Source organism: Gordonia sp. (in: high G+C Gram-positive bacteria) (assembly GCF_020438995.1).
GTDB lineage: Bacteria > Actinomycetota > Actinomycetes > Mycobacteriales > Mycobacteriaceae > Gordonia.
Genome location: NZ_JAGQTN010000265.1, coordinates 23,104 through 48,304, shown reverse-complemented (window position 1 = coordinate 48,304; position 25,201 = coordinate 23,104). Strand labels below are relative to the sequence as shown.

Genomic DNA, 25,201 nt, shown 5'->3' with positions numbered 1-25,201 from the left:
TACGTACGGGTGGTGGCGATTCCGGCACTGGACTGACGGAAGTCTCAGTGCCACAAAAGACCTGACAACACAACAAGGGAAACGGGGTGCATATGATTACGATCATCGCAGTGGTCGCCGTCGTAGCATTCGTGGTGTTCATTCTCATTCCGGTGATCTACGTCCGGAACTACATCAAAGTCCCACCCAACGAGGTCGCCGTTTTCACCGGCCGCGGCGCGCCCAAGGTGGTCCGGGGCGGAGCCCGCTTCCGGATTCCGGGCATCGAACGCGTCGACGTCATGTCGCTCGAACCGTTCAACGTGAACATCAACCTGCAGAATGCGTTGTCCAACAACGGTGTTCCCGTCAACGTCGAAGCAGTCGGCCTGGTGCGGATCGGATCGGCCGACGAGGCGGTGCAGACCGCCGTGCAGCGATTCCTCACCTCCGACAGCAACGAACTGCAGCGACAGATCAACGAGATCCTCGCCGGCAGCCTGCGTGGCATCACCGCCACGATGACGGTCGAGGACCTCAACTCCAACCGTGACACCCTCGCCCGCAGCGTCGTCGAGGAAGCGGGCAGTGACCTCGCCCGCATCGGTATGGAGGTCGACGTCCTCAAGATCGCCGGTATCTCCGACCGTAACGGCTACCTCGAATCGCTCGGTCAGCGGCGCATCGCCGAGGTCAAGCGCGACGCCGCCGTCGGTACCGCCGAGGCCGAACGCGATTCGCAGATCTTCTCCGCCAAGGCGCGGCAGGAAGGTTCGACGGCCCAGGCGCAGGCCGACACCGCCATCGCGACCGCCAACCAGCGTCGCGACGTCGAACTGGCTCGGCTGCGTGCGCAGACCGAAGCCGAGAACGCCGAGGCCGACCAGGCCGGTCCGCTCGCCCGGGCGCGCGCGGAGAAGGCCGTCGGTATCGCCAGGGAAGAGGCGGAGGCCGCCCGCGTTGAGGCGCGGACCGAGGTGGAACGCAAGCGCACTCTGCAATCGCAGGCCTCGCTCGAAGCGGATGTGATCGCGCCCGCGGAGGCCGAACGGCAGGCATCGGTGGCCCGAGCCGAAGGTGAACGGCAGGCAGCCATTCTGCACGCCCAGGCACAGGCTGAAACCGCCCGGCAGACCGGTGCGGCGACCGCCGACGCACGCAAGCTCGCCGCCGACGCCCGGCGTGCGGAGGCCCAGGCAGAAGCCGACGGTCTGCTGGCCAACCGCACGGCTGAGGCCGACGCCCGAAAGCTGGCCGCCGAAGCGCTGCGCGCCGAGCAGCAGGCCGAGGCCGATGGTCTGAAGGCGAAACTGGAGGCCGAGGCCACCGGTAAACGCCAGATCGCCGACTCGCTCAACGCGTTCAGCGACCAGGCGGTGCGGATGGAGATCCTGCCGGCCGTGCTGAAGGCGCTCGTCGAGGCGACCGGCAAGTCGGCCGAGCAACTCGGCAACATCGACAAGATCTCGATCATCGGAGGATCGTCGGAGGCAAAGTCGTCGCTCACCGGACTGCTCGGAATCTCGCCGCAGACGATCGCCGGGGTCATATCGACTCTCGAAGACTCCGGAATCGACGTCACCGGTCTGGTCAACGGGCGGGGTGCCGCGAAGTCGGGTGGGGTTGTCGCCTCTGGCGACGCCGATGCGGTCCAACTCGATGGTTGAGGGAAGAAGAGCCGCTAGGCGATGAGCCTCGAAACCTGGTGAGATAGCAATGTCCGCAACCACTTTCACCGGTGGTTGCGGACATTGTCGTATCTGATCGGCGTACTGGTGGCCACTGAGCCGGTGGTTCCGTCAGGATTCGCGTCTCACCGGACCCTTCGTGACCTTCGCTCCTTCGTCGCTTCAGCCTCAGGGATCAAGAGGGGGCTACTTTTGTTCGGGGATCATCATCATGACCGAGGTAACGATGATTGCCTGGCCTCAGGGATCAAGAGGGGGCTACTTTTGTTTGGGGTCAAGAAGGGCGTCGTAGAGTTCGGCGAGTTGGTCGACGGCCTCGCCGACGTCGCCGGCCGGGATTCCGGAGGCGCGCAGCGCCGCGTGCAGGGATTTGATGTCGAGATCCATGATCGGGGTCATCCGCGGCGGATCGGGTAGCGGGGGGAGTGCCGGCGCGGCGGTCGGCACCAGTGGGGTCGGTACCTCGTCAGGGTCGGTAGATGTTGCGCCGCTGAGTGATTCGACTGCCGACAGGAGTTGGGTCAGGTCGGTGCCCATCAGCGTGAGCAGAGTGGTTGCGTGCCTGTCGATGTCAGCGGCCACCTCGTAGATGACGGCGAGAACGTGGATGCAGCGGACCGTCTCGTCGGGACAGCTGCATTCTGAGGCGATGTCGGCGGATTCGGTGGGCAGTAGTAGCTCGCCCAGTACATTCGGCTGCGTGCCGCGGGTCAGCGCAAGCAGGTCGTCGACGGCGTTCCGGGACCGCAATAACGACGCGACCGTCGGCGTGTGGACCGGGCGCATAGTGACCGTCACCTCGAACGGGTCGAGCTGACTACCGTCGACGAGAGCGGTGACCCGCCCGCTGCCGATCGACAGCTGCCGCACGTTGCGGTCGCGGAAGTAGCTGCGGGCCTTGGTGATCCGTCGGGAGTCGACCGGACCGGTATCGCGGCCCTCCACGACATCGCAGACGGCCCGCGACCACGGAGTCACGCCGTAGCCGCGGGTCGCCTTCCGGTCCGCACCTCGCGGGCTCATTCGCTGACCGCCTCATCGCGCAATGCGAACAGTTCGTACAACTCGTCGTTGCCGAAGTCGCCGAGCCAGCTCTCGCCTGTCGCGACGGTGAGCGCCGACAGTTCGCGTTTGCTTCCGATCATGTCGTCGATCCGTTCCTCCAGAGTGCCCACGCACACGAAGCGGCGCACGTGCACGTCGCGCCGCTGACCGATTCGGTAGGCGCGGTCGGTGGCCTGGTCCTCGACGGCCGGATTCCACCAACGGTCTACGTGGATAACATGATTGGCGGCCGTCAGGTTGAGTCCGGTGCCGCCTGCCTTGAGTGTGGCCACCAGTACGGGCGGCGCGTCGTCGCCGGTCTGGAAGCGCGCCACCATCGCATCGCGATCGGTGCGGGACAGTCCACCGTGCAATAGGGGGACATCGGCGTCGAGCAACTCGCCGAGCCAGCCGGTGAGCATCTCCCCGAACGCCGCGAACTGGGTGAACACCAATGCCCGGTCTCCTTCGTCGACAAGGGTTGTCGCGATGTCGGCCAGCAACTCGACCTTGCCCGACCGGTGGCCGCTGCGCCGGGTGATCGGTGAACCGTCACCGAGGTAGTGCGCGGGATGATTGCAGATCTGCTTGAGTCTGGTCAGTGCGGCGAGCACCGTCCGCCTGCGCAGCACCCGCTGCTCTTTGTCCTTGAGTGCTTCCATCAACTCGTCGACGACGGCCCGGTACAGGGCCGCCTGCTCGACGGTCAGATTTGCCCGGACCGTCAGCTCATCTTTGGCGGGAAGGTCGGAAATGATTGACGGATCGGTCTTTTCGCGGCGCAGGATGAATGGCCGGGTCAATCTGGTCAGGTGCCGCAGCGCCGCCGGATCACGTTCGCGTTCGATCGGCTCGGCGAATCTGGCGCGGAACACCGACGCCGAACCGAGCAGTCCCGGGTTCACGAAGTCGATGACCGCACGTAGGTCTTCCAGACGATTCTCCACCGGGGTGCCGGTCAGGGCGACTCGGTGCTCGGTGGGAATCGTGCGGATCGCCTTGGCCGCAGCAGTATTCACGTTCTTGACATGCTGGGCCTCGTCGACGACTATGCGCCGCCAAGAATGCGAGGAGAGGAGCTCACGGTCGCGGGTGGCCGTCGCGAAGGTCGTGATGACCACGTCGGTATCGCGGCGCCGGGCGGCGAACGCCTTGCCCGTTGCGCGTTGGTGGCCGTGATGCATGGTGACGGTGAGTTCCGGTGCGAATCGGGCGATCTCGCGTTGCCAGTTACCGATCACCGACATCGGGCAGATCACGAGCGTGGGCAGCCGGTCCTCCGCGGACTCGTGGGCGTTGCGACGCTCGTGGGCGAGGACCGCGATCACCTGGACGGTCTTGCCCAAGCCCATGTCGTCGGCGAGTACCGCACCCACCCCGAGCCCGCCGAGATGGGTCAGCCACTCAAATCCGCGCTGCTGGTACGGGCGCAACGTCGCATCGGCCAGGACCGCACCCGGAAGTACCGGTGGGCGAAGCGAACCCGCGTCGGCGATGTCGTCGAGCCAGGACATGCCCGACACCGCGGTGACCGGGATTCCGGTGCGTTCGGTGTCGCCGGTCACCAGGTCGAGCAACTCGCCCATGTCGGGTGGGGTGCCGGCTGCGGCGGCGACACGCTGCGCGGCGATGAACCCTGCCGCACGGGTCAGTGCGGCACCCTCGGCGCGCATCCAGATACCGCGAACCCGGACCAGATCACCCTTCTGCCGCGCCAATTCGTCGATGTCGGCGTCGGTGAGCGCAACTGCGTCGCCGCCGGTGCCGAGCGCGAGCCGCCACTGGAAATCCCGTACCGCACCGAGCCCGACCATCGCGTTGCGCCGGGGGCTGCCCACCACCGGGCGCCCGGTGAGCGAGAGTGCGGGCCGGACGTCGGCGATGGTGCGTGGCAACAGGACCGCGAATCCGGCGCGGCCGAGCGCGGAGACGCCGTCGGAGAGGAGTTCGGCGACCGTGTCGGTGGTGAGCAGATAGTCCAGGCTCGTGCGGTCGGGTTCGGCCTGCCGCAGCGGCCCGAACGCGCTGACCGCGTTGGCCAGGTCGGTGGTCACCCGGTCGAGTTGTGCAGGATCGAGTCGATGCGGCGCCACCGGTTCCAGATGACCCTCGACGTTGCGCAGACACACCTGGAATCGCCACAGTGCATGCGTACCGGGGAACTCGTCGGTCTCATCGGGTTCGTGCAGCCGGAACACGACGGTCGTCTCGTCGCCGCCGGCGCTCGCCTGCCAGGTCAGCCACGCCGCCGACGCGGCCCCCGCCCTACTCGGCGACACGGTGTCGCCGGACGATCCGGGGAGCAGGTCCCCGATGAAGCCGAACCGGTGTGCGTCGGCGCGGACACCGGCCAGGCGAGCGCGGCACAGATGGTCGGTGAGTTCGGCGACCAGATCGTCCACGGCGGCACGGGGGTCGGGATTGTTCATGGTGACTATCTCGGGCGCGGCACCCCACATCACCGCCGACCAACTACGCCACACCGGGGTGGCGACGGGCTGCCAGCGCACCAGCGACGCGCCGCCCGCCGACGTGACCGTGGGCGTGACGGCGCCGGCGGCGACCAGACGTCGCACGCCGTCGAGCAGATGGCGATACCAGGCGATCTCGGGGTGCGCCGGCAGCGACCGGGTGGCGTCGAGAAGGACGACCGCGGCCGTGACGCCGAGGGTGGCGGTGGCCGCGAAGTCCCGGCGGCCGTCGGAATCGATGACGGCCACACGCGTACTGAACCGGCGGCCGGCCAGCAGTGCGGCGACCGGTCCGGGCAGTTCCGGTTCGGGAGCGAGTGTGTCGTGCCACAACGACAGACCGGCCCCCGGACGCCAGAGGGCGTGGAGGCCGAGCATGCGGGGCGGGTCAGGTGCGGTGGCGATGGTCGAACACTTTATCGGTCGCCTGTGACAACCGAATACTGCTCACCGCCGGGCCTCAGCCCGCGGGGGTTGTCGCTGTGGGCTGTGGTGCCGTCTTCGGGATGAAGTGCTGGGCGTCGAGGATCAGCACCACCCGGTCGTCGACGTCGGCGGGGACCGGTTCGTCGGGGTTGCCGTAGCGGCGGCCGAGTTGCCGGTAGAAGTCGCCGTCCGGGTCGCCGCCGACGGTGACCAGCCAGCCGGTGATCTCCAATACCCGCGCGGGGTCGTCGGGGTCGGTGATGATGAACGAATAGTTGGGGTTGGCCTGCAGTGGCACGAATTTGCGGCGCGGAATGGTCTGGCTCATCCGTAGGTGGGCGCCGTCCCAGGTGAATCGCATCGGCTGCTGCGCCGGTCGCCCGTCGGGGGCGACGGTGGCGAGTATCCCGATGAGCGGACGCTCAAGCAGGTCCCGGTACTCGTCGGGCAGTGTATGGATCATGGGGTCGATCGTAGCCATCCGAGTCCGATATTGAAAACCTTTCGGTAGGCATTCCCGTAACGGGGTTCAGGAGTTGGAGTCCAGCGATCCCTTCACGTCGTTGAGCACCAGCCAGGCCGCGGCCAGGCCCGATGTCGAGTACCAGACGGTGTCGTCGACTGCCAGCACGCGCTTCCAGGTGGGTGCACCCATATCGAGCCAGCGGTCGCTCTCCAGGACGGTCCGGGCATGCCTGAACGACGCGCTGTCCTCGACGGAGGGGCCGGTCACGTCTCCGGAGTCGCGATAGCTGACATAGATGAGGTCGCCGTCGGCGACGGTGAGATTGTCGTCGGTCAGTTTCGTACTGCCGGCCTCGCGCTGGCTTGCCGGCCGCTGGACGCCGATAGCGGCGAGGACCTGAGCGGCGAACGAATCGGTGCCCTCGGCGGTCTGGCCGTCGGCGCTGAACCGGACGAGGGACACCTCGGTATGCGCGGCGTCCTTACGCCTGCCCGTTCGGGCCGCCTCTCTGGTGAACCGGGCCAGCAGGTCCGTCGCGGCGGCGGTCCGGTTAAGAGCGGCGGCGACCGACCGGTACCGCTCGGTCCAGTTGGCCGCGGGATCGTCGGTGGGGTCGATCGTCACGACCTTGGTGCCGGAGAACGCCGCGGCGCGCACGGCGGTGGCCGGGGTGGTCAGCACGATATCGGCGTCGGCGGTGGCGACCGCGGATGATCCGGGGGATTCGCCGATCGCGGGAACGGAGGTGAGCTGCGGGCCGAGGTAGCGGGGGACGGCATCCTCGGGCACGGTGACCGCGGTGACCTTGGACCCGATCCCGAGCGCGCAGAGGTCATCGAGAAGCAGTGGATCGGTGACGACGATCCGGCCGACATCCAGTTTACCGGCGTCCGGCGCGGTGGGTGCAAAACAGGTCTTGGTGTAGTCGCGTTCGGCGCCCACGATGTTGACCTCGGCCAGTCGCGTGGTCGGAATGGAGATGGGGGAGCCGTCCGGCGTGGTCAGGTCTTGCTCATCACCCGCACACGCGCCGAGGAGCATCATCGTCGCGGCCAGTACCGCGCCGATCGACGTCCGCCGCAGTCGCGGGCGGGGATTGCTGGTTCCGGAGCCGAATCGCACCCGATCAACCTAGTTGCCCGACTCCGGGACCGGCAACCGGCCGGACCCGGCACCGGATGGTCTGATCGTCGCCGGCGGTGCCGGCCGCCGCGATCGGGGACCGGCCCGCCGCATGGGCGTCGAACACGCCGCGCCGGATACTCGGGGCGAAGGTCCCTCGGGCATTCTGACCTGCTGGTATAGGTACATGTGACTATCAATTACGACAGTTCGTAGGACCCGCTCTGTCGAGGCGCCCGGAAGGGTTTAGGATCACTACAAGCGCTCGGTAACGTCATGTGCCGACCCAGGGTGCCGATAGTCCGTCGCCCACGACAAAAGGTCGCGCTAGAGGAGGATCTGTGACTGCGGTAGACCAGCCCGCCACGCAAGTGGCACCAGTGCGTCCGTTCCCGGAGCGCTATCAGCCCAAGGGCTCGTTCTTCTACAAGCTCATCACCACCACCGATCACAAGCTGATCGGAATGATGTACATCACCACCTGCTTCGCGTTCTTCCTCGTGGGTGGTCTGATGGCTCTGCTCATGCGCGGCGAGCTCGCGCATCCCGGCATGCAGTTCCTGTCGACGGAGCAGTTCAACCAGCTGTTCACGATGCACGGCACCGTCATGCTGCTGCTGTACGCCACCCCGATCGTCATCGGCTTCGCCAACTTCGTGCTGCCGCTGCAGATCGGCTCACCCGACGTCGCGTTCCCGCGCCTGAACGCCATGGGTTTCTGGCTGTTCCTGTTCGGTGCGCTCGTGGCCCTGGCCGGCTTCCTCACCCCGGGTGGCGCCGCCGACTTCGGCTGGACCGCATACACGCCGCTCACCGACGCGCTGCACTCGCCCGGCGTCGGCGCCGACCTGTGGATCATGGGTCTGGGCGTCGGTGGTCTGGGCACCATCCTCGGTGCGGTCAACATGATCACCACCGTCGTGTGCCTGCGCGCCCCCGGCATGACCATGTTCCGGATGCCGATCTTCACCTGGAACATCCTGGTCACCAGTGTGCTGATCCTGCTGGTGTTCCCGCTGCTCACCGCCGCCCTGCTCGGCCTTGAGGTCGACCGCCAGTTCGGTGCCCACCTCTACGATCCCGCCAACGGCGGCGTCATCCTGTGGCAGCACCTGTTCTGGTTCTTCGGGCACCCCGAGGTGTACGTCATCGCCCTGCCGTTCTTCGGCATCGTGTCCGAGGTGTTCCCGGTGTTCGCCCGCAAGCCGCTGTTCGGCTATTCCGGCCTGGTGTACGCCACCCTGTCGATCGCCGCCCTGTCGGTGGCCGTGTGGGCGCACCACATGTACGTCACCGGCGCGGTCCTGCTGCCGTTCTTCTCGTTCATGACCTTCCTGATCGCGGTCCCGACCGGTGTGAAGTTCTTCAACTGGATCGGCACCATGTGGAAGGGCAACATGACGTTCGAATCGCCGATGCTCTTCTCGGTCGGCTTCATCGTCACCTTCCTCTTCGGTGGTCTCACCGGTGTTCTGCTCGCCAGCCCGCCGCTGGACTTCCACCTGTCGGACTCGTACTTCGTGGTCGCACACTTCCACTACGTGCTCTTCGGCACCATCGTGTTCGCCACCTACGCCGGCGTGTACTTCTGGTTCCCCAAGATGACCGGACGCATGCTCGACGAGGGCCTGGGCCGCTGGCACTTCTGGCTCACCTTCATCGGCTTCCACACCACGTTCCTGGTCCAGCACTGGCTGGGCAACGAGGGCATGCCGCGCCGCTACGCCGACTACCTGCCGTCGGACGGATTCACCGAACTGAACATCGTCTCGACCGTCGGTGCGTTCATCCTCGGCCTGTCGACCCTGCCGTTCCTGTGGAACGTCTTCCGCAGCTACCGCTACGGCGAGGTCGTGACCGTCGACGATCCGTGGGGCTTCGGCAACTCGCTCGAATGGGCCACCAGCTGCCCGCCGCCGCGGCACAACTTCACCGAGCTGCCCCGGATCCGTTCCGAGCGCCCGGCGTTCGAACTGCACTATCCGCACATGATCGAGCGGATGAAGGCAGAGGCCCACGTCGGCCCCGGCGGCGGTCACTGACCTCTCCGGTCGCCGACACAGCACCGAACAGCAAAGCCCAAGCGGCCCTCGCTCTCAGCGAGGGCCGCTTGGCGTTTCCGGCCCTGCGCCCTCTACGATTGCCACTCGTGGCCAATTCCTCCGATGAGACAACGGTTCTGATCACGGTCACCGGGCCCGACAAGCCCGGTGTGACCTCGACCCTCATGGGGGCGCTGGCAGGCCAACGGGTGAGCCTTCTCGATGTGGAACAGGTCGTCATCCGCGGTCGACTGACCCTCGGGGTACTGGTTTCGTGCACGGGCGACCCGCAGGACGTACAGGAAGTGGTCGAACAGGCCATGGACTCGGTCGGAATCGACGTGCATGTCGAGGTGGGTGCCAACTCGGGCGGCCGTCGGCCGTCGACGCACGCGGTGGTGCTCCTGGGCAGTCCGGTGACCGCGCGTGCCTTCCAGGCAGTCGCGTCGGCGCTGGCATCCCAGGGCGGCAACATCGATTCGATCCGCGGGATCGCCGACTACCCGCTCACGGGCCTGGAACTGATGGTCAGCGTGGCTGGTCGCGATGACGTCGCCGCCGACGCCGCGCTGCGCAAGGCACTCGCCGGGGTGGCCTCCGGTCACGAGATCGATATCGCGGTCGAACGCGGCGGCCTCGCCAGGCGGGCCAAGCGGCTCATCGTGTTCGACGTCGACTCCACCCTGATCCAGGGTGAGGTTATCGAGATGCTGGCCGCCAAGGCGGGCCGCGAGGCCGAGGTCGCGGCGGTCACCGAGGCCGCGATGCGCGGCGAACTCGACTTCACCGAATCCCTCAACCAGCGCGTGGCGGCGCTGGCCGGGCTGGACGCCTCCGTCATCGACGAGGTCGCGGAGTCGTTGGAACTGACGCCCGGCGCCCGGACCACCATCCGGACGCTGCACCGCCTCGGCTATCACTGCGGGGTGGTCTCGGGCGGGTTCCGTCAGGTCATCGACGGCCTGGCTCATGAGCTCGAACTCGACTTCGTCCGCGCCAACACCCTGGAGATCGGCCCCGACGGCAAACTCACCGGCCGGGTCGTCGGTGAGGTTGTGGACAGGCAGGGCAAGGCGCGGGCATTGCGGGCATTCGCCGAGCAGGTCGGTATCCCGATGGCGCAGACCGTGGCCGTCGGCGACGGCGCCAACGACATCGACATGCTCAGCGTCGCCGGGCAAGGTATCGCTTTCAACGCCAAACCCGCATTGCGGGAGGTGGCCGACGCCGCGCTGAGTCACCCGTTCCTCGATGCGGTGCTCTTCATCCTCGGTATCACCCGCGACGAGATCGAGGCCGCCGACGCCGCCGACGGTGTGCTGCGGCGCGTTCCACTGGATTAGGGCCGATACGCCCCAGGGATTCAGCCGACCGGCGCCGCCTGCGGAGCGAGGTGCGCAAACGTGTTGCGCCAAACCTCGCGATCCGGGGCGAAGGAGGCGAGTATCAGCTCGTCGGCGTCGGCGTGACCGGCGAACCAGTCGAGGTAGTCGCGCACCTGCCCAGGTGTGCCCACACCGCAGTAGGTCATCATCTGTTCGATCTGCTGTCCCGGCGGCATCGTCAGGACGGCGTCGCATTCCTCGTCGGTGAAGGTCCGCTCGCGTTTGAAGAGGGCGTTCACCCGGGCCCGTTTGGCGGCGTGCAGCTGTGCGGCCGCGCGCTCGGCGTCGTCGTCGGCGATCACCCCGACACCGGCGATGACGTACGGCTCGGCAAGCGCGGCCGACGGCCTGAACTCACGTCGGTACAGGGCCACCGCATCGGTGAGAGCCTGCGGCGCGAAATGCGAGGCGAACGCGTACGGAAGTCCGAGCGCCGCGGCCACTTGGGCACCGAACAACGACGAGCCCAGGATATAGAGCGGAACATCGGTGCCGGTGCCTGGAGTGGCGGCGACCCCGTCGACGCGGGACTGCCCGGTCAGGTAGCCCTGCAGTTCCAGGACGTCCTGGGGAAAGCGTTCGGCATCGGCGATGGTCCGGCGCAGCGCGGCGAACGTCTTCTGGTCGCTGCCGGGCGCCCGGCCCAACCCGAGGTCGATGCGGCCGGGGTGTAGTTCGGCGAGCGTCCCGAATTGTTCGGCGATGGTGAGCGGAGCGTGGTTGGGCAGCATCACGCCGCCGGCGCCGAGGCGGATGGTGCTGGTGTGCGCCGCCACGTGCGCGACGAGCACCGCCGGCGCCGACGACGCGATGGTCGCCATATTGTGGTGCTCGGCGTACCAGATGCGGGAGTAGCCCCACTGCTCGGCACGCTGGGCGAGGTCGACGCTTGCGGCGAAACTGGACGCGACGGTTTCGGATCGTCCTACTTGTGCAAGATCGAGAATCGAAAGATCAACGGGCATACACAGGTCAAAGGGGAACCGGTGCCCCGGTATTCCGTCGGGACTGGATGTCGCCGGGCATATGCGGCGACCGGTCGAAAGGCATTCCGCGTGCCGGGGCCCACAGGACCGCGCGGTAGTGCACGATGGACACCGTGACATTTCCCTTCCGCCCCGCCGCCCCCGAACCCGACCCGATTCCGGAGTCGGATCCCGATCTGCTCATCGACTTTCGTGACGTGGCGGTGGTCCGTTCTGGGAAAACGCTTGTCGGCCCGGTGTCCTGGCAGGTCGAACTCGACGAGCGCTGGGTGATCATCGGACCCAACGGGGCGGGCAAGACCACCCTGATGCGGCTGGCCGCGGGAGAGCTGTATCCGACGACGGGCGAGGCCTTCGTGCTCAACGAGAAGCTCGGCCGGGTCGAATTGCGTGAGTTGACCACCCGGATCGGTATGGCCGGTCCCGGTCTCCTCGACCGGATTCCCGACGACGAGTTGGTCCGCGACGTGGTGGTGTCCGCGGGGTACTCGGTGCTCGGCCGGTGGCGGGAACAGTACGACGACGTCGACCGTGAGCGCGCGCTGGAGTCGTTGGAGTCGATGGGCGCCGAGCATCTCGCCGACCGGGTATTCGGCACCCTGTCGGAGGGGGAGCGCAAGCGCGTGGTCATCGCGCGGGCACTGATGACCGACCCCGAGATGCTATTGCTGGATGAGCCTGCCGCGGGTCTGGACCTGGGCGGCCGGGAAGAGTTGGTCGCCCGGTTGTCCGATCTGGCCAAGGACGCCGATGCTCCCGCGATCGTGCTGATCACCCACCACGTCGAGGAGATCCCCGAGGGCTTCACCCACGCGCTGCTGTTGTCGGAGGGTGGTGTGGTCGCGATGGGTCTGCTGCCGGAGGTGGTGACGAGCAGGAACCTGTCGATGGCCTTCCGGCAGCAGATCACCCTGACCAAGTCCGGTGCCCGGTTCTTCGCCCGGCGCAGCAGGCGGGCGGGCGGGCACCGCCGGGCCTGACACCGCCGGCGTTTGCCGACCTCCACCGATCGTGCGTTCGGTCGGCCCGATAGTGTCGAGGCAACGTCCCCGCCGTCGGGGACAGGTGTGGCGGCGAGTGCAGGAGGTTCGGTCGTGGCAGATCAATCTGGGGCAGAGCAGTCGTCGCCGCAAGTCGACCCCGACACAGGTGCGTCGATTCCCGCGCAGCCCGCGCTGCCGCGCGACGCCTCCACCGTCGTACTGATCCGTGACGGCGCCGACGGTGTGGAGGTGTTCCTGCAGCGGCGGGTGAACACCATGGCGTTCGCCGGCGGTATGACGGTGTTCCCCGGTGGCGGTGTCGATGCCCGTGACGCCGAGGCACACTTCTCGTGGACCGGACCCGGTGCCGCCTGGTGGGCGCGGACGCTCGGGGCCACCGAACCGATCGCGCAGTCCCTGGTGTGCGCGGCGGTGCGCGAGACGTTCGAGGAATGCGGCGTGCTGTTCGCGACCGACGCCGACGGGCGGTTTCCCGAACCCGGGACGCTGGCTGACGAACGGGCACAGCTGGTGGACAAGTCGCTGTCCCTGGCCGGGTTCCTGGCCGACCGCGGACTGACGCTGAGGGCTGATCTCATTGCGCCACTGGCACATTGGATCGCGCCGGTGATCGAGAAGCGGCGCTATGACACCCGCTTCTTTGTCGCCGCACTCCCCGAGGGGCAGCATGCCGACGGCGAGACCTCCGAGGTGTCGGTGGCCGGCTGGTTGTCGGCGCGGCAGGCGCTGGCCCGCTGGGTCGACCGGCAGCATTTTCTACTGCCGCCCACGTGGTCGCAGCTCCGGGAGATCGCCCGCTACGACACCGTCGCCGACCTACTGGGTGAGCCCCGCGAGATCACCACCGTCATGCCGGAGGCCACCACCCCGATGATGTCGGGTCTGCGATTTCCGAATTCGGACGAGTACTTCGTCGAGCTCGACGGTCGCCTGCCGTCCGACGCCAAACGCTGACCGCGGGTCTCGACGATGGATGACGACCAATCCCTCGACAGGTGGCTCGTCGAGGCGGGAAAGCAGACGATCCCGCTGCCGGAGGTGATCGCCACGCCCCGCGATGCGGCGACCGTGGCGCTCGTGCGCGACGGGGCGTCGGGACTCGAGGTGTTCCTGCTGCGCAGGGTTCCCGAGATGGCGTTCGCCGCGGGAATGACCGTGTTTCCCGGCGGGGGCGTGGACGGCGCCGACGACACCGACCTGCGGTGGGTGGGACCGGGTGCCGATTGGTGGGCCGAGAAGTACGCCACCAGCCCGGTGGCCGCCCGGATGCTGGTGGTCGCGGCCGTCCGGGAAACGTTCGAAGAATGCGGGGTACTGCTCGCGACTGCGGCCGACGGCCGGACCCCCGCGCGTGAACTGGTCGCCGACGACCGGGCCGCGCTCGTCGCCAAGGAACAGTCGTTCGGCACTTTCATGCATCGGCGAGGTCTTGCGTTACGTTCGGATTGGCTTGCGCCGCTGGCACATTGGATTACTCCGCCGATCTCCGAGCGACGCTACAGCACCCACTTCTTCCTCGCCGCGCTACCCGACGGTCAGGAGGCCGACGGCTCCACCTCCGAGGCGTCGACGTCGGCGTGGGCCCGTCCCGCCGACGCCCTTGACGCCTGGTCGCGCGGCGTCCATTCGCTGTTGCCACCCACGTGGGCACGACTGCGGGAACTGAGCCGGTACCCCACGGTCGCCGATGCCCTCGCCACCGACCGCGTCATCGAGGTGGTGGGCGAGGACGAGGCCGATGACCCGTACGGCATGAAGTTCGACGGCGCCGACGACTACTTCGCCGCGTTCAGCAGAATGCATCTTGATCCCTGAAGGCTGTCAGGCGAGCTCGCGAGCCGGCCGCGTCTCGAAGGGTCCGACGACTACCTCGCCGAGTTGAGCCGGGTCGGTGGGACACATCTTGATCCACTGAGGGCTGTCGCGCGCTTGGGCACCGGCGTCATACTGGTCGCCGGACAACCGTGGGACGCATCTTGATCCCTGAGGGCTGACCCAAAGCGACCAAACCTTCTTGATCCCTGAGGCCGATGCGACGCAGGAGCGAGGGTCACGAAGGGTCAGGCGAGACGACCGCCTGAGGTCACCACCTCGGACTCACATTGGGAGCCCGACGTCACCGGACCCTTCGGCCCAGTCGAGGAGTTGGTCGATGCGGTGGGCGGCGTCGTCGATCCCGGCGTGCAGGTCGCCGAGGCGGGCGAAGCGTTCGGGCATGGTCGCGATGGTGAAATCGTCGGGTTCGCAGGAGTAGATCTCGTCCCAGGTGATCGGTGCCGACACGGTTCCGCGGGGATTGCCGCGCACCGAGTATGCGGCGGCCATCGTGTGGTCGCGGGTGTTCTGGTTGTAGTCGACGAACACCGCCGACTGGTCGCGGTCCTTGCGCCACCACGCCGTCGTCACGTCGGCGGGGGCGCGGCGCTGGACTTCGAGCGCGAACGCGTGGGCCGCGCGCCGGACGTCGGCGAATCCCCATGCCGGTTCGATGCGGACGTAGATGTGCATGCCGCGCCCGCCGGACGTCTTGGGGAAGCCGCGCATGCCGAGGTCGTCGAGCACCTCACCCACGACATGCGCGACCCGCCGGATACGGGCCCAGTCGCAGCCGGGCATGGGGTCGAGGTCGATGCGCCATTCGTCGGGCGCTTCGGTGTCGGCGCGGCGCGAGTTCCACGGATGGAACTCGACCGTCGACATCTGGACGGCCCAGATCACGGAGGCGAGTTCGGTGACGCACAGTTCGTCGGCGGTGCGCCCGTACCGCGGGAACCACAGTTGCACGGTGTCCAGCCAGTCCGGGGCTCCGGCGGGGATGCGTTTCTGGTGGACCTTCGGGCCGCCGAAACCGTCCGGGCCGCCGACGCCCTTGGGGAAGCGGTGCAGCATGCAGGGTCGGTCGCGCAGGGCGCGGACGATGCCGTCGCCGACGGACAGGTAGTAGTTGGCCAGGTCGAGTTTGGTTTCGCCGCGTTCGGAGAAGTACGTGCGGTCAGGGCTCGACAGCCGGACGGTCCGTTCGCCGACGACGAGCTCGACGGCATCGCCTGCCTGCGCTCCCACCTGCTCAACTGTAGTGGCCGGTGGGGGTGGAGGCGCGTGAGTGGCACCAGCTGCCTGAATCGATCCCGTAAGCCATTCGATAAGGCAAGTGCAGGCTAACCCGAAGGTTGCTTCACGCCGCCGGACCGGTAGCCTCGGAGATCATGGCCGAGTTTGTCACCCTCGAAACCTCTGCGGATCACCCCGGTGTGGGCACGATCCTGCTGAGCCGACCGCCGATGAACGCGCTGAACCGGCAGGTGCAGGCCGAACTGGCGGCCGCGGCGCGTGAGGCGACGGTGCGCGACGACATCAAGGCCGTCGTCGTCTACGGCGGACCCAAGGTGCTGGCCGCGGGCGCCGACATCAAAGAGATGAATGACTTGAGCTACACGGAGATGAAGAAGGTCGCCGGCGCTCTGCAGGCGAATCTCGGAGCCGTCGCGAACATCCCCAAGCCGACGGTCGCAGCGATCACCGGGTACGCCCTCGGCGGCGGGCTCGAGGTGGCGCTGAGCGCCGACCGGCGGATCGCCGGCGACAACGTCAAGCTCGGGCTGCCGGAGATCCTGCTCGGCGTTATTCCCGGCGGCGGCGGCACCCAGCGGCTGGCCCGGCTCATCGGCCCGGCCAAGGCCAAGGACCTGATCTTCACCGGCCGCTTCGTCGACGCCGAGGAGGCGCTCGCCATCGGCCTGGTCGACGAAGTGGTGGCCCCCGACGACGTGTACAGCGCGGCGCTGAAGTGGGCGGGCCAGTTCACGCGGTCGGCATCGGTGGCGATCGCCGCGGCGAAGGCGGCAATCGATCAGGGCATCGAAACCGATCTCGCGACCGGCCTCAAGATCGAAGAACAGCAGTTCACTGCCCTGTTCACCACCGAGGACCGCACCATCGGGATGGCCTCGTTCGTCGAGAACGGCCCCGGCAAGGCCGAATTCGTCGGCCGCTAGAGACTTGTAGTACCCCATCAAGAAAGCTGAGACGATGTCGACCGAACCCACCATCGATCCCGAACCCAATCCGCACGCCACCGAGGAGCAGGTGCAGGCGGCGCTCAAGGACACCAAACTCGCCCAGGTGCTCTACCACGACTGGGAGGCCGAAACCTACGACGAGAAGTGGTCGATCAGCTTCGACGAGCGGTGCATCGACTACGCGCGTGGACGTTTCGACGCGGCGATCACCGACGCTCCGCTGCCGTACGGCCGGGCGATGGAATTGGGTTGTGGCACGGGGTTCTTCCTGCTCAACCTGATGCAGTCGGGCGTGGCAGAGAAGGGATCGGTGACCGACCTGTCGCCGGGCATGGTGAAGGTCGCGCTGCGTAACGCCGAGAACCTGGGTCTGGACGTCGACGGCCGCGTCGCCGACGCCGAGAAGATCCCCTACGAGGACAACACCTTCGACCTGGTCGTCGGACACGCTGTGCTGCACCACATCCCGGATGTCGAGCTGTCGTTGCGCGAAGTCCTGCGGGTACTCAAGCCGGGCGGCCGGTTCGTGTTCGCCGGTGAACCGTCCACCATCGGCGACTTCTACGCCCGCTGGATGAGCCGGGCCACCTGGTGGGCCACCACCAACATCACCAAGTTCGGCCCGCTGCAGTCGTGGCGCCGTCCGCAGGAAGAGCTCGACGAGTCCTCACGTGCGGCGGCGTTGGAGGCCGTGGTCGACATCCACACCTTCGATCCCGACGAACTCGCCGGTATCGCCCGCAGCGCTGGCGCCACCGAGGTCAAGACGGCCACCGAGGAGCTGGCCGCAGCCATGCTCGGCTGGCCGGTACGCACCTTCGAGGCCGCTGTTCCCGCCGACAAGCTCGGCTGGGGCTGGGCGGGATTCGCCTTCGGCGGCTGGAAGAAGATGACCTGGCTCGACGAGAATGTCCTGCGCAAGGTCGTTCCCCAGAAATTCTTCTACAACGTCGTAGTTACGGGTGTGAAGCCCGAGTGACAGAAGGGCCGGCAGGGCTCGTCAGAGTCTGCCGGCCTTCGTCAGTTGTCGGTGTTCGCACGAGGATCGGGTTGCTACTGCTGCGAGTCGCTCCACACCTGCAGTGGATCGAAGTCTATGACCAACCGTCCGTTACGCGTTTTCGACTGCATTGCCCCAAGCGCAGCCCATAAATTCGCGATTACGTGGTCGAGTCCGTTTGCGGCCCCGCCGACTTCGTGAAGTCGGTCGCGAAGTTCCACGCCGCGACGAACCTCGCGCGAGAGATGGTTGTACCAGTCCAGCAGTTGCTTCAAGACGTCGTCGCTCGTCTCGGACACGGGCCTGAGGGGCACACCCAGTAGCTCTGAAATTGCTACTGATTCAGCGTATTTGGGCTCTCGTTGGCCATTCTCAATCCGCGTGATGGCGGACGGATCCAGCGTGATCCCAAAACGTTCGTGAATCTCCTTCGCCAGGCGGCGTTGACTCCATTCGAGGGACTCGCGCCGTGCCTTCATGCAACTTCTGAAGTAGTCGGTTGCTGAGGTGGACCTTGCAGCAGTCGCCGCAAGATCGGGGTCGACTGAGCGGTCCGCGTTTGACTTGCCTTCCTGGTGCATAAATCACATTCTAGTGCAGTTTGGCAGTGCTGTGCTACGGTGGTGCGATAATCACATCGAGGTGACCTTGTCGCATCAAGGTTCCGGAGGAGGGTGACGTGACGCATATCCAGTCGACGGGTGTGATCGTGCATAGGATGCCTTCTGCATGCACGGGAGGTTTGACATGACTGCCCTCTGTGCATGCCGTATAGGTCCGCACCTGGGTGAACTTGACGATTCCGGTCTGAGCGACTTGGTGACTCTCGCACTAGATGTCGGAGGATTTGGTCTCTATGTTGCTCTCGCGGTGGAACGGGAACGACGTAGGGCGCTCACTGCCGCTGCCGGAACCGTGCGAAATGTTCAGTATTGGACCGACCGTTGGGGGCGGGTTGCCTTCTATGGTGAGCCAATCAAGGGTAAGCAGCGTTTGGGTATTCCGGCCGGGCATACCCTGCCGATTGACGTGCCGGTACCTGTAACCCCAGATCCGTTTGCTGATCGGGTTTTGGGAATGAAGGTCCTCCCAACACCGACGCTCGAGTATTTTGGCAAGATTGCTCCAGACAATGATGAAGAGCGGTGGAAGCATTTTCTTCCGAAGGAGCTGGGCGTGGCGCGTTGGTTGGAATCACGAGGTGTGTCTGTTCTGTCTGTAGACACGTTCAAGAGTCCAGGGCGCCCTACGCCAGATGCCATCGTCAAGGTCGACGATCTTCCGCCGGCCGAATTCAAGATCATGCAGCCGAAGTCCGGATCGTTCAGCCACCTGCAGTGCGTCGAGAACGTCGAACTGATCGCCCTCAAATGTCGGCGCGGCATCGTTGACCTGCGTGGAACTGATGCGTCGATTGTGAGGGCTGAACGTGCGATGGTGGACGCCGTGGTGGAGCACGGTGTCAATCTTGACGAGCTGGTGTTCATCGTAAACGGATCACATCAACAGATTGTCTCGGTCGGGTGGTCACGTGGGTAGCAATGAGTACGTGTATGCAGTTGCGTCCGGTCCGACCGCCGAGCAGGTGGAGGAAGCGGTGTCAGAGATCCGACCGCTGGGAGACGCGTGGGCATGGTGCTTCCACACTGTTCACTCCGTTGCCTATCCCACGAGACTCGTGTTCGAGGGCGCCGACGCGCTAGCGTTCGCTGAACGGGCCGTGCCGATTCTGAAGAAACGTTTCGGTATTGAGATAGTCGACGAAGAGACCTATTTTCATTCAGGTCGATACGATTGATTCTTGCAGCTGGCTAGACACGATAGGCGTGGTTGTTAGGTTGGGCGCGAGTTCGAAGCAGGCGGTCGCATGATTCTGAAGTACGAACATGTATCAAACGTGCTTGGTGTTGAGCGGAGCCATCCCGCTGAACCTCTTGATGTGGTCGAGCCGTGTCGCTCGACATGGGATAGGTGAGCAATGGGTTACTCTTTTGCGGCTGGCGATGTCGCTTTTCTGCGTTCGGTGGCGGGACGTGCGGCACTGGAGGTGGCCTCGACGCTGGCATTGAGTCCGGCGTCGATGATTGCCGACATCGGTGAACTACGGGGTACGTATGCACCTTTCGATGCGGCGATCATCGAGACGGTGACCTGCCGACGTAAGGCCCGCACCAAGTTCCGTCATGCCGAGGACCTGCTGCTGACCGATGATGCGGTGCAGCAGGCGACGGCGTGGCCGGTGGCGCAGGCACGCGCGTGGGAGATCATCCGGCGCTACCCGGATTCGGTGGTGCACGATGTCACCTGCTCGGTGGGTGCCGAACTGATGGAGTTGTCGCTGCGCCTCGGCGTGACCGGGGTGATCGGCAGCGACATCGATCCGGTGCGGGTGGCGATGGCAGCGCACAACGCGACGACGGTCGAGTTGTCTGCGCCGACGGTACTGTTGCGTGCCGATGCGCTCACCCCGACGTCGACGGCCGATGTGATACTCGCCGACCCGGCCCGGCGCACCGGGTCCGGCCGGGTGTTCCGGCCCGACCAGCTCACCCCACCGCTGTTCGAACTGATCACCGTGTACGCGGGGCGTCCGCTGATCGTCAAATGTGCTCCGGGACTTGATCATCAAAACCTACGCGACAAGTTCGGTTTCGACGGCGAGGTACAGGTCACCTCGCTTGACGGCGGCGTCCGCGAAACCTGCCTGTGGTCGGGACCGCACGCCCGCCCACTGCGCCGGGCCACCGTCCTGCGGACCCACGAACGCAAGGTGTCGAGCTACGAGATCACCGACGACACCGACGACGACGTCCCGGCCGCGGAACCGGGGGAGTGGATCGTCGACCCCGACGGCGCAATCGTCCGTGCCGGCCTCGTACGGAACTACGCACACCGCCACAGCCTATGGCAGCTCGACCCGCAGATCGCCTACCTCACCGGCGATTCCGTACCCGAGGCCGGACGAGGATTCAAGATCATCGAGCAGACCACAGTGTCGGACAAGGCTTTACGCAAAGCCCTGCATGCACTTGACTGCGGCACACTGGAAATCCTCGTCCGCGGCCTCGACGTCGACCCCGATGCCCTGCGAAAGCGACTCAAACCCAAGGGAACCCGACCGCTGTCGCTGGTCCTGACCCGCATCGGCCGAAAAGGCGTCGCCTTCATCTGCGAACCGGGCGTGCGCGGCGGACAGCTCGCGGCTTAGGGGGCGGGGCGGCCCGAGGAGCGGCGCAGAGTGACTCGGTAGGTGTAGTGCTCGGGCAGGAAGTAGCTGATCGCCAGTTCGACGCTCGCGCCGCGGGAGTTGTTGTACAGCCGGTCCACCCGCAGGACCGGATGCCCCACTGGGCAGCCGAGTACTTCCGAGACGCGTGCGTCGGCTGTGCTCGCGGTGATCGACTGCACGCATTCGGTGATCGGTTCGGTGAGGTGGGGTTCGAGCAGGCCGATCATGGTGTGTTCGCTGACCGCGCCCGCCGCCACCTCCGGTCTGTCGGCGATCAGTTCGGCCACCGGCGCGGGCCACCACACCGTCGTCAGGACGAAGGGGACCGCGTCGTGGGATCGGGTGAAGACAATCCGGTAGACGACGTCGGTGTCCAGGCGCAGGCGGCCGGCGGCGGCGAGGTCCACCTGCCGTGTCGGCGCTTCGACCACCCGCATCTCGGTGTCGGCCGACAGATTCATCAGGTCCTCGATAGACCCGAGTTGTCGCAGGTACCGGCCGGCGTTCTCGCTGGCGAAGGTACCGCGGCCGGGAATCCGGTAAACGGCACCCTCACCGACGAGTTCCAAGAATGCCCGGCGCACCGTTTGCCGGCTCAACCCGAATTCGGTGGCGAGTTCGGCCTCGGTGGGTAGGCGCACGCCGTCCGGGTACAGGCCGGCGGCGATTCGTGCGCGCAGTTCGGCCGCCAGGGTGCGGTAGGCCGGTTCGGACTGTTCGGGCGCGTTCATCGACGCCAATCCTGCCACCGGTGACCGGTCGCCGTCACGATGGTGGCGTCAGATGCCGCCGCGGGCGACCAACTGCCCGGCGATCACCGTCCGCTGAATCTCGTTGGTGCCCTCGCCGACGATCATCAGCGGCGCGTCCCGGAAATAGCGCTCGACGTCGAACTCCGTGGAATATCCGTAGCCGCCGTGAATCCGGACCGCATTGAGCGCGATCTCCATCGCCACCTCCGAGGCGAACAGTTTGGCCATACCGGCTTCCATATCGCAACGGTCGCCGCTGTCGAAGCGGCGCGCCGCATGCCAGGTGAGCTGCCGGGCGGCGGTCAGTTTGGTGGCCATGTCGGCCAGATAGTTGCCCACGGACTGGTGCTTCCAGATCGGTTGCCCGAAAGATTCGCGTTCCTGTGAGTAGCGCAGTGCGTCTTCGAGGGCCGCGGTCGCGACACCGAGCGCGCGGGAAGCGACCTGGATACGGCCCGTCTCCAGGCCCTTCATCATCTGCGCGAAGCCCTTTCCCGGCACCTCGCCCAGGATCGCCGACGCGGGAACGCGGTAGTCGTCGAACGACAACTCGCACGACTCGACCCCCTTGTACCCCAGCTTGGGAAGATCGCGGGACACGGTCAGGCCCGGACCGTGCTCGGCCAGCACGATTGAGATACCGCGATGCCGCGGCTGCGCCTTCGGATCGGTCTTGCAGAGCAACGCGATCAGACCGGAGCGGCGGGCGTTGGAGATCCACGTCTTGGAGCCGTTGATCACCAGATCGTCGCCGTCCGTGCGGGCGACCGTCGCCATGTTCTGCAGATCCGAGCCGCCACCAGGCTCGGTGAGTGCCATCGTCGCGCGCAGCTCACCGGTCGCCATGCGCGGCAGGTACTTCTGCTTCTGCTCCTCGGTGCCGAATGTGGTGATGAGCTTGGCGACCACTGTGTGCCCGCCCATCGCCCCGGCAAGACTCATCCAGCCGCGCGAAAGTTCCTGGGTCACTTGCGCATAGCACGGCATCGATACCGGTGCACCGCCGTACTCCTCGGGTACGGCGAGACCGTAGATCCCGAGCTGTTTCATCTGCTCGATCCACGCCTCGGGGTAGGTGTTGGCGTGTTCGATCTCCTGCACCGTCGGCTTGACGTCGCGGTCGATGAACGCGCGCACCGTCTCGACCAGCATCGTCTCTTCGGCATTCAGGTCTTCGGTTACGGTCATCTGACACCTCGCATCACACTGCCAACATTTGTACGGCCATTTTGTTGGCAACTTCGGCCACCTGTCAAGGCGAGTCTTCCCGGACCCGGCTCGATCTGCTAGACATGTACGGAACTATTGGCCGTACATTTGCTCGGGTGCGACTGTGTCCGGCAATCAGACCACCTCCATCGGGCGGGTGGCCTCGACTGAACGGAAGACGATGAGCGACAAGCGAATACACGTCGGCGGACCGTACTTCGACGACCTCTCGCACGGGCAGGTGTTCGACGGCGCACCGTCGATCACGCTGACCGACGGACTGGCCGCGAGCCATCAGGCGATCCTCGGCGACCGGTTCCGGCTGCCGCTCGACTCGGAGCTGGCACGTCAGGTTACCGGCGGCGGAACTCCCGCGCATCCGGGTCTCGTGTCCGATCTCGCGATCGGGCAGTCGACGCTGGTCACCCACCATGTGAAGGCGAATCTGTTCTACCGGGGGTTGCGGTTCCTGCGGTACCCGGTCATCGGCGACACCCTCACCACCACCACCGAGGTGGTGGGCCTCAAGGAAAACAAGGCCAAACCCGGCCGTGCCGCAACAGGATTGGCGGCATTGCACATGGTGACGGTCGACCAGCGCGGCGATGCGGTGCTCGACTTCTACCGCTGCGCCATGATCGCGCTCTCGCCGGACGCCGATCCGGGCCGGGTGGTGCACGCCGATGATCTGTCGGCGATCGGCCCGTCCGAAGCACCCGAACCGGTCCTTCCGCAGTGGGATCTGGCGCGCTATCGGGAGCTGGTCCCGGGACAGCACTTCAGCGGCGACCTCGTCGGAAACACCTATGTGTCGAGCGGTGATGTCGTGTCCAGCGCACCCGAGCTGGCCCGGCTCTCGCTCAATATCGCGGCCACCCACCACGACGAGCGGGTGGCCGGACAACGACTGGTCTACGGTGGTCACACCATCGGCCTGGCCCTTGCCCAGGCCACGCGCGCACTGCCCAATCTGGTCACCGTGGTCTCGTGGGATTCCTGCGACCACACCGGCCCCGTCCACGAAGGGGACACCTTGTCCAGTGAACTTCAGGTGGAAGCGGCCACGGAAGCCGCATCCGGGGGCGTCCTCACGCTGCGTTCACGCGTGTTCGCCGACGAATCTGACGGCAGCACAAGGGATGTGCTGGACTGGCGCTTCCGGGCGGTGATGGCATGAGTGCCCGACCGCTCGACGGTGTCCGGGTGGTGGAGGTGTCGAGTTTCGTCGCCTCGCCGCTGTGCGGCCTGACTTTGGCTCAGCTCGGGGCCGAGGTGATCCGTGTGGATCCGGCAGGTGGTGCGGCCGACGTCAATCGCTGGCCGCTGACTGCCGACGGTCATTCCATCTACTGGACCGGACTGAACAGGGGCAAGAAGTCGGTCACCGCCGATCTGCGTTCGCCCGAAGGCCAGAAACTGGTGCAGGACCTGGTCACCGAGTCAGGTCCCGGTGGCGGCATCCTGGTCACCAATGCCGGTGGGCGGCAATGGATGAGTCACGACACCCTGGCCGCGTTACGGCCCGATGTGATCACCCTGGAACTGCTCGGCCGCACCGACGGCACACCCGGCGTCGACTACACCGTCAACGCGGGCCTCGGCTTTCCCTCGATCACCGGCCCGCTCGATGAGAACGGCGAACCGGCCGGTGTGGTGAATCATGTTCTGCCCGCATGGGATGTCGTCTGCGGAATCTATGCGGCGCTGGCGATCACGGCGGCGGTGCGTCGCCGCGACCAGACGGGGGCTGGTGCGCGTATCACCCTGCCGCTGGAGGACACCGCACTGGCCATCGCGGGCACCCTGGGGTATCTGACCGAACCCCAGGTGAACGGTGACTCGCGGCCGGCCACCGGCAACGACGTTTACGGAACCTACGGCTCCGATTTCCAGACCTGCGACGGTGGACGTTTCATGATCGTCGCCCTCACCCCACGGCATTTCCGGGATCTGGTGCGGCTCACCGAAACCACCGAAGCCGTCGATGCGGTCGAGAAGTCGCTGGGCGCTGACTTCTCTACCGACACAGACCGATTCAATCATCGCGGGGTTCTCAACCCTCTGTTCGCGGCGTGGTTCGCCCGCCACACGACCGCCGAGGTCGACCAGGCGCTCGCACAGTCGTCGGTGCTTTCGCAGCGCTACCGCGACTTCACCGAGGTCGCCGGTACCGATCTGACGGGCAATCCGCTGTTCGCTCCGCTCGATCAGCCCGGCATCGGCGAGTATCTCGCCGCCGGATTGCCCGCCGCATTCGACGGCGAGCACTATCGCACCGGACCAGCTCCGGTCCTCGGAACACACACCGGGTGGTCGTGAACGGCAGATACAGGGTCGCCGTGAACGGCAGATACAGGGTCGTCGTGAACGACGCTGTGC

At 66.3% G+C, this 25,201-nt stretch carries 22 protein-coding genes; 13 read left to right on the top strand and 9 right to left on the bottom strand.

Annotation, left to right across the window (positions count from 1 at the left end; all coding sequences use genetic code 11):
- Nucleotides 1-86: 86 nt before the first annotated feature.
- A complete protein-coding gene (locus tag KDB67_RS18705) occupies nucleotides 87-1,646 on the top strand; it encodes a flotillin family protein (RefSeq protein ID WP_291019022.1) in 1,560 nt (519 codons plus the stop codon).
- A gap of 279 nt (nucleotides 1,647-1,925) precedes the next feature.
- On the opposite strand, the gene KDB67_RS18700 is transcribed toward KDB67_RS18705, so the two are convergent.
- From KDB67_RS18700 to KDB67_RS18685, 4 genes are all read right to left on the bottom strand, one after another.
- Nucleotides 1,926-2,690 (bottom strand): hypothetical protein, encoded by a 765-nt coding sequence (locus KDB67_RS18700; RefSeq protein ID WP_291019020.1) that lies wholly within the window; start codon nucleotides 2,688-2,690, stop codon nucleotides 1,926-1,928.
- On the bottom strand, nucleotides 2,687-5,560 hold the full coding sequence (locus KDB67_RS18695) for a DEAD/DEAH box helicase (protein WP_291019018.1): 2,874 nt from the start codon (nucleotides 5,558-5,560) through the stop codon (nucleotides 2,687-2,689). Before KDB67_RS18695 ends, KDB67_RS18700 begins: the two co-directional genes overlap by 4 nt.
- A gap of 82 nt (nucleotides 5,561-5,642) precedes the next feature.
- The gene (locus KDB67_RS18690; protein ID WP_291019016.1) at nucleotides 5,643-6,071 is read right to left on the bottom strand and encodes a pyridoxamine 5'-phosphate oxidase family protein; all 429 of its coding nucleotides are present in this window, start codon (nucleotides 6,069-6,071) and stop codon (nucleotides 5,643-5,645) included.
- A gap of 66 nt (nucleotides 6,072-6,137) precedes the next feature.
- On the bottom strand, nucleotides 6,138-7,118 hold the full coding sequence (locus tag KDB67_RS18685) for an ABC transporter substrate-binding protein (RefSeq protein ID WP_291019030.1): 981 nt from the start codon (nucleotides 7,116-7,118) through the stop codon (nucleotides 6,138-6,140).
- A gap of 419 nt (nucleotides 7,119-7,537) precedes the next feature.
- Here KDB67_RS18685 and ctaD point away from each other — a divergent pair, with 419 nt between their 5' ends.
- Nucleotides 7,538-9,238, top strand: coding sequence for a cytochrome c oxidase subunit I (ctaD, locus tag KDB67_RS18680; protein ID WP_291019014.1), 1,701 nt, complete (start codon nucleotides 7,538-7,540; stop codon nucleotides 9,236-9,238).
- A 107-nt stretch (nucleotides 9,239-9,345) separates the two neighbouring features.
- On the top strand, nucleotides 9,346-10,581 hold the full coding sequence (serB, locus tag KDB67_RS18675) for a phosphoserine phosphatase SerB (protein WP_291019012.1): 1,236 nt from the start codon (nucleotides 9,346-9,348) through the stop codon (nucleotides 10,579-10,581).
- Between the two features lie 20 nt (nucleotides 10,582-10,601).
- On the opposite strand, the gene KDB67_RS18670 is transcribed toward serB, so the two are convergent.
- Nucleotides 10,602-11,588, bottom strand: coding sequence for an LLM class flavin-dependent oxidoreductase (locus KDB67_RS18670; RefSeq protein WP_291019010.1), 987 nt, complete (start codon nucleotides 11,586-11,588; stop codon nucleotides 10,602-10,604).
- 125 nt (nucleotides 11,589-11,713) lie between these two features.
- Between KDB67_RS18670 and KDB67_RS18665 the strand changes: the two genes are divergently transcribed.
- From KDB67_RS18665 to KDB67_RS18655, 3 genes are all read left to right on the top strand, one after another.
- Nucleotides 11,714-12,589 (top strand): ABC transporter ATP-binding protein, encoded by an 876-nt coding sequence (locus KDB67_RS18665; RefSeq protein WP_291019008.1) that lies wholly within the window; start codon nucleotides 11,714-11,716, stop codon nucleotides 12,587-12,589.
- A 177-nt stretch (nucleotides 12,590-12,766) separates the two neighbouring features.
- Nucleotides 12,767-13,567 carry an NUDIX domain-containing protein gene (locus KDB67_RS18660; protein WP_291019028.1) on the top strand — a complete coding sequence of 267 codons (801 nt, stop codon included), beginning with the start codon at nucleotides 12,767-12,769 and terminating at the stop codon, nucleotides 13,565-13,567.
- Between the two features lie 15 nt (nucleotides 13,568-13,582).
- Entirely contained in the window at nucleotides 13,583-14,428 is an 846-nt protein-coding gene (locus tag KDB67_RS18655; RefSeq protein ID WP_291019006.1) for an NUDIX hydrolase, read from the top strand.
- Nucleotides 14,429-14,710: 282 nt separating this feature from the next.
- Here KDB67_RS18655 and ligD read toward each other — a convergent pair whose 3' ends face one another.
- Nucleotides 14,711-15,676: a non-homologous end-joining DNA ligase gene (ligD, locus tag KDB67_RS18650; protein WP_291019003.1), complete on the bottom strand. Its 966-nt coding sequence runs from the start codon at nucleotides 15,674-15,676 to the stop codon at nucleotides 14,711-14,713.
- A gap of 143 nt (nucleotides 15,677-15,819) precedes the next feature.
- On the opposite strand from ligD, the gene KDB67_RS18645 reads away from it, so the two are divergent.
- Together KDB67_RS18645 and KDB67_RS18640 are read left to right on the top strand one after the other, a co-directional pair.
- Nucleotides 15,820-16,608 carry an enoyl-CoA hydratase-related protein gene (locus KDB67_RS18645; RefSeq protein ID WP_291019001.1) on the top strand — a complete coding sequence of 263 codons (789 nt, stop codon included), beginning with the start codon at nucleotides 15,820-15,822 and terminating at the stop codon, nucleotides 16,606-16,608.
- A gap of 34 nt (nucleotides 16,609-16,642) precedes the next feature.
- Complete coding sequence (locus KDB67_RS18640; protein WP_291018999.1) at nucleotides 16,643-17,611, top strand: class I SAM-dependent methyltransferase; 969 nt, start codon at nucleotides 16,643-16,645, stop codon at nucleotides 17,609-17,611.
- A 74-nt stretch (nucleotides 17,612-17,685) separates the two neighbouring features.
- Here the strand turns inward: KDB67_RS18640 and KDB67_RS18635 are convergent, their stop codons facing one another.
- The gene (locus KDB67_RS18635; RefSeq protein WP_291018997.1) at nucleotides 17,686-18,213 is read right to left on the bottom strand and encodes a helix-turn-helix transcriptional regulator; all 528 of its coding nucleotides are present in this window, start codon (nucleotides 18,211-18,213) and stop codon (nucleotides 17,686-17,688) included.
- 238 nt (nucleotides 18,214-18,451) lie between these two features.
- On the opposite strand from KDB67_RS18635, the gene KDB67_RS18630 reads away from it, so the two are divergent.
- From KDB67_RS18630 to KDB67_RS18620, 3 genes are all read left to right on the top strand, one after another.
- Nucleotides 18,452-19,171, top strand: coding sequence for a hypothetical protein (locus KDB67_RS18630; RefSeq protein ID WP_291018995.1), 720 nt, complete (start codon nucleotides 18,452-18,454; stop codon nucleotides 19,169-19,171).
- Entirely contained in the window at nucleotides 19,164-19,430 is a 267-nt protein-coding gene (locus KDB67_RS18625; protein WP_291018993.1) for a hypothetical protein, read from the top strand. The genes KDB67_RS18630 and KDB67_RS18625 overlap by 8 nt, the downstream gene beginning before the upstream one ends.
- A gap of 180 nt (nucleotides 19,431-19,610) precedes the next feature.
- On the top strand, nucleotides 19,611-20,840 hold the full coding sequence (locus KDB67_RS18620; protein WP_291018991.1) for a class I SAM-dependent methyltransferase: 1,230 nt from the start codon (nucleotides 19,611-19,613) through the stop codon (nucleotides 20,838-20,840).
- Here the strand turns inward: KDB67_RS18620 and KDB67_RS18615 are convergent.
- Nucleotides 20,837-21,592 (bottom strand): GntR family transcriptional regulator, encoded by a 756-nt coding sequence (locus KDB67_RS18615; protein ID WP_291018989.1) that lies wholly within the window; start codon nucleotides 21,590-21,592, stop codon nucleotides 20,837-20,839. The genes KDB67_RS18620 and KDB67_RS18615 overlap by 4 nt on opposite strands.
- A gap of 48 nt (nucleotides 21,593-21,640) precedes the next feature.
- Nucleotides 21,641-22,801, bottom strand: a complete 1,161-nt coding sequence (locus KDB67_RS18610) for an acyl-CoA dehydrogenase family protein (RefSeq protein ID WP_291018987.1) — start codon at nucleotides 22,799-22,801, stop codon at nucleotides 21,641-21,643.
- A 202-nt stretch (nucleotides 22,802-23,003) separates the two neighbouring features.
- Between KDB67_RS18610 and KDB67_RS18605 the strand changes: the two genes are divergently transcribed.
- Together KDB67_RS18605 and KDB67_RS18600 are read left to right on the top strand one after the other, a co-directional pair.
- Nucleotides 23,004-23,999: a MaoC family dehydratase gene (locus KDB67_RS18605; RefSeq protein ID WP_291019026.1), complete on the top strand. Its 996-nt coding sequence runs from the start codon at nucleotides 23,004-23,006 to the stop codon at nucleotides 23,997-23,999.
- Nucleotides 23,996-25,141, top strand: a complete 1,146-nt coding sequence (locus tag KDB67_RS18600; RefSeq protein WP_291018985.1) for a CoA transferase — start codon at nucleotides 23,996-23,998, stop codon at nucleotides 25,139-25,141. The genes KDB67_RS18605 and KDB67_RS18600 overlap by 4 nt, the downstream gene beginning before the upstream one ends.
- The last annotated feature ends 60 nt before the right edge of the window (nucleotides 25,142-25,201 follow it).

Bases quoted from the DNA above. Each gene is read 5' to 3' on its own strand.
- KDB67_RS18700 (WP_291019020.1), bottom strand. From the start codon at position 2,690: ATGAGCCCGCGAGGTGCGGACCGGAAGGCGACCCGCGGCTACGGCGTG.
- KDB67_RS18695 (WP_291019018.1), bottom strand. From the start codon at position 5,560: ATGCTCGGCCTCCACGCCCTCTGGCGTCCGGGGGCCGGTCTGTCGTTG.
- KDB67_RS18690 (WP_291019016.1), bottom strand. From the start codon at position 6,071: ATGATCCATACACTGCCCGACGAGTACCGGGACCTGCTTGAGCGTCCG.
- KDB67_RS18685 (WP_291019030.1), bottom strand. From the start codon at position 7,118: ATGATGCTCCTCGGCGCGTGTGCGGGTGATGAGCAAGACCTGACCACG.
- KDB67_RS18670 (WP_291019010.1), bottom strand. From the start codon at position 11,588: ATGCCCGTTGATCTTTCGATTCTCGATCTTGCACAAGTAGGACGATCC.
- KDB67_RS18665 (WP_291019008.1), top strand. From the start codon at position 11,714: ATGGACACCGTGACATTTCCCTTCCGCCCCGCCGCCCCCGAACCCGAC.
- KDB67_RS18655 (WP_291019006.1), top strand. From the start codon at position 13,583: ATGGATGACGACCAATCCCTCGACAGGTGGCTCGTCGAGGCGGGAAAG.
- KDB67_RS18645 (WP_291019001.1), top strand. From the start codon at position 15,820: ATGGCCGAGTTTGTCACCCTCGAAACCTCTGCGGATCACCCCGGTGTG.
- KDB67_RS18640 (WP_291018999.1), top strand. From the start codon at position 16,643: ATGTCGACCGAACCCACCATCGATCCCGAACCCAATCCGCACGCCACC.
- KDB67_RS18635 (WP_291018997.1), bottom strand. From the start codon at position 18,213: ATGCACCAGGAAGGCAAGTCAAACGCGGACCGCTCAGTCGACCCCGAT.
- KDB67_RS18620 (WP_291018991.1), top strand. From the start codon at position 19,611: ATGGGTTACTCTTTTGCGGCTGGCGATGTCGCTTTTCTGCGTTCGGTG.
- KDB67_RS18615 (WP_291018989.1), bottom strand. From the start codon at position 21,592: ATGAACGCGCCCGAACAGTCCGAACCGGCCTACCGCACCCTGGCGGCC.
- KDB67_RS18610 (WP_291018987.1), bottom strand. From the start codon at position 22,801: ATGACCGTAACCGAAGACCTGAATGCCGAAGAGACGATGCTGGTCGAG.
- KDB67_RS18605 (WP_291019026.1), top strand. From the start codon at position 23,004: ATGAGCGACAAGCGAATACACGTCGGCGGACCGTACTTCGACGACCTC.
- KDB67_RS18600 (WP_291018985.1), top strand. From the start codon at position 23,996: ATGAGTGCCCGACCGCTCGACGGTGTCCGGGTGGTGGAGGTGTCGAGT.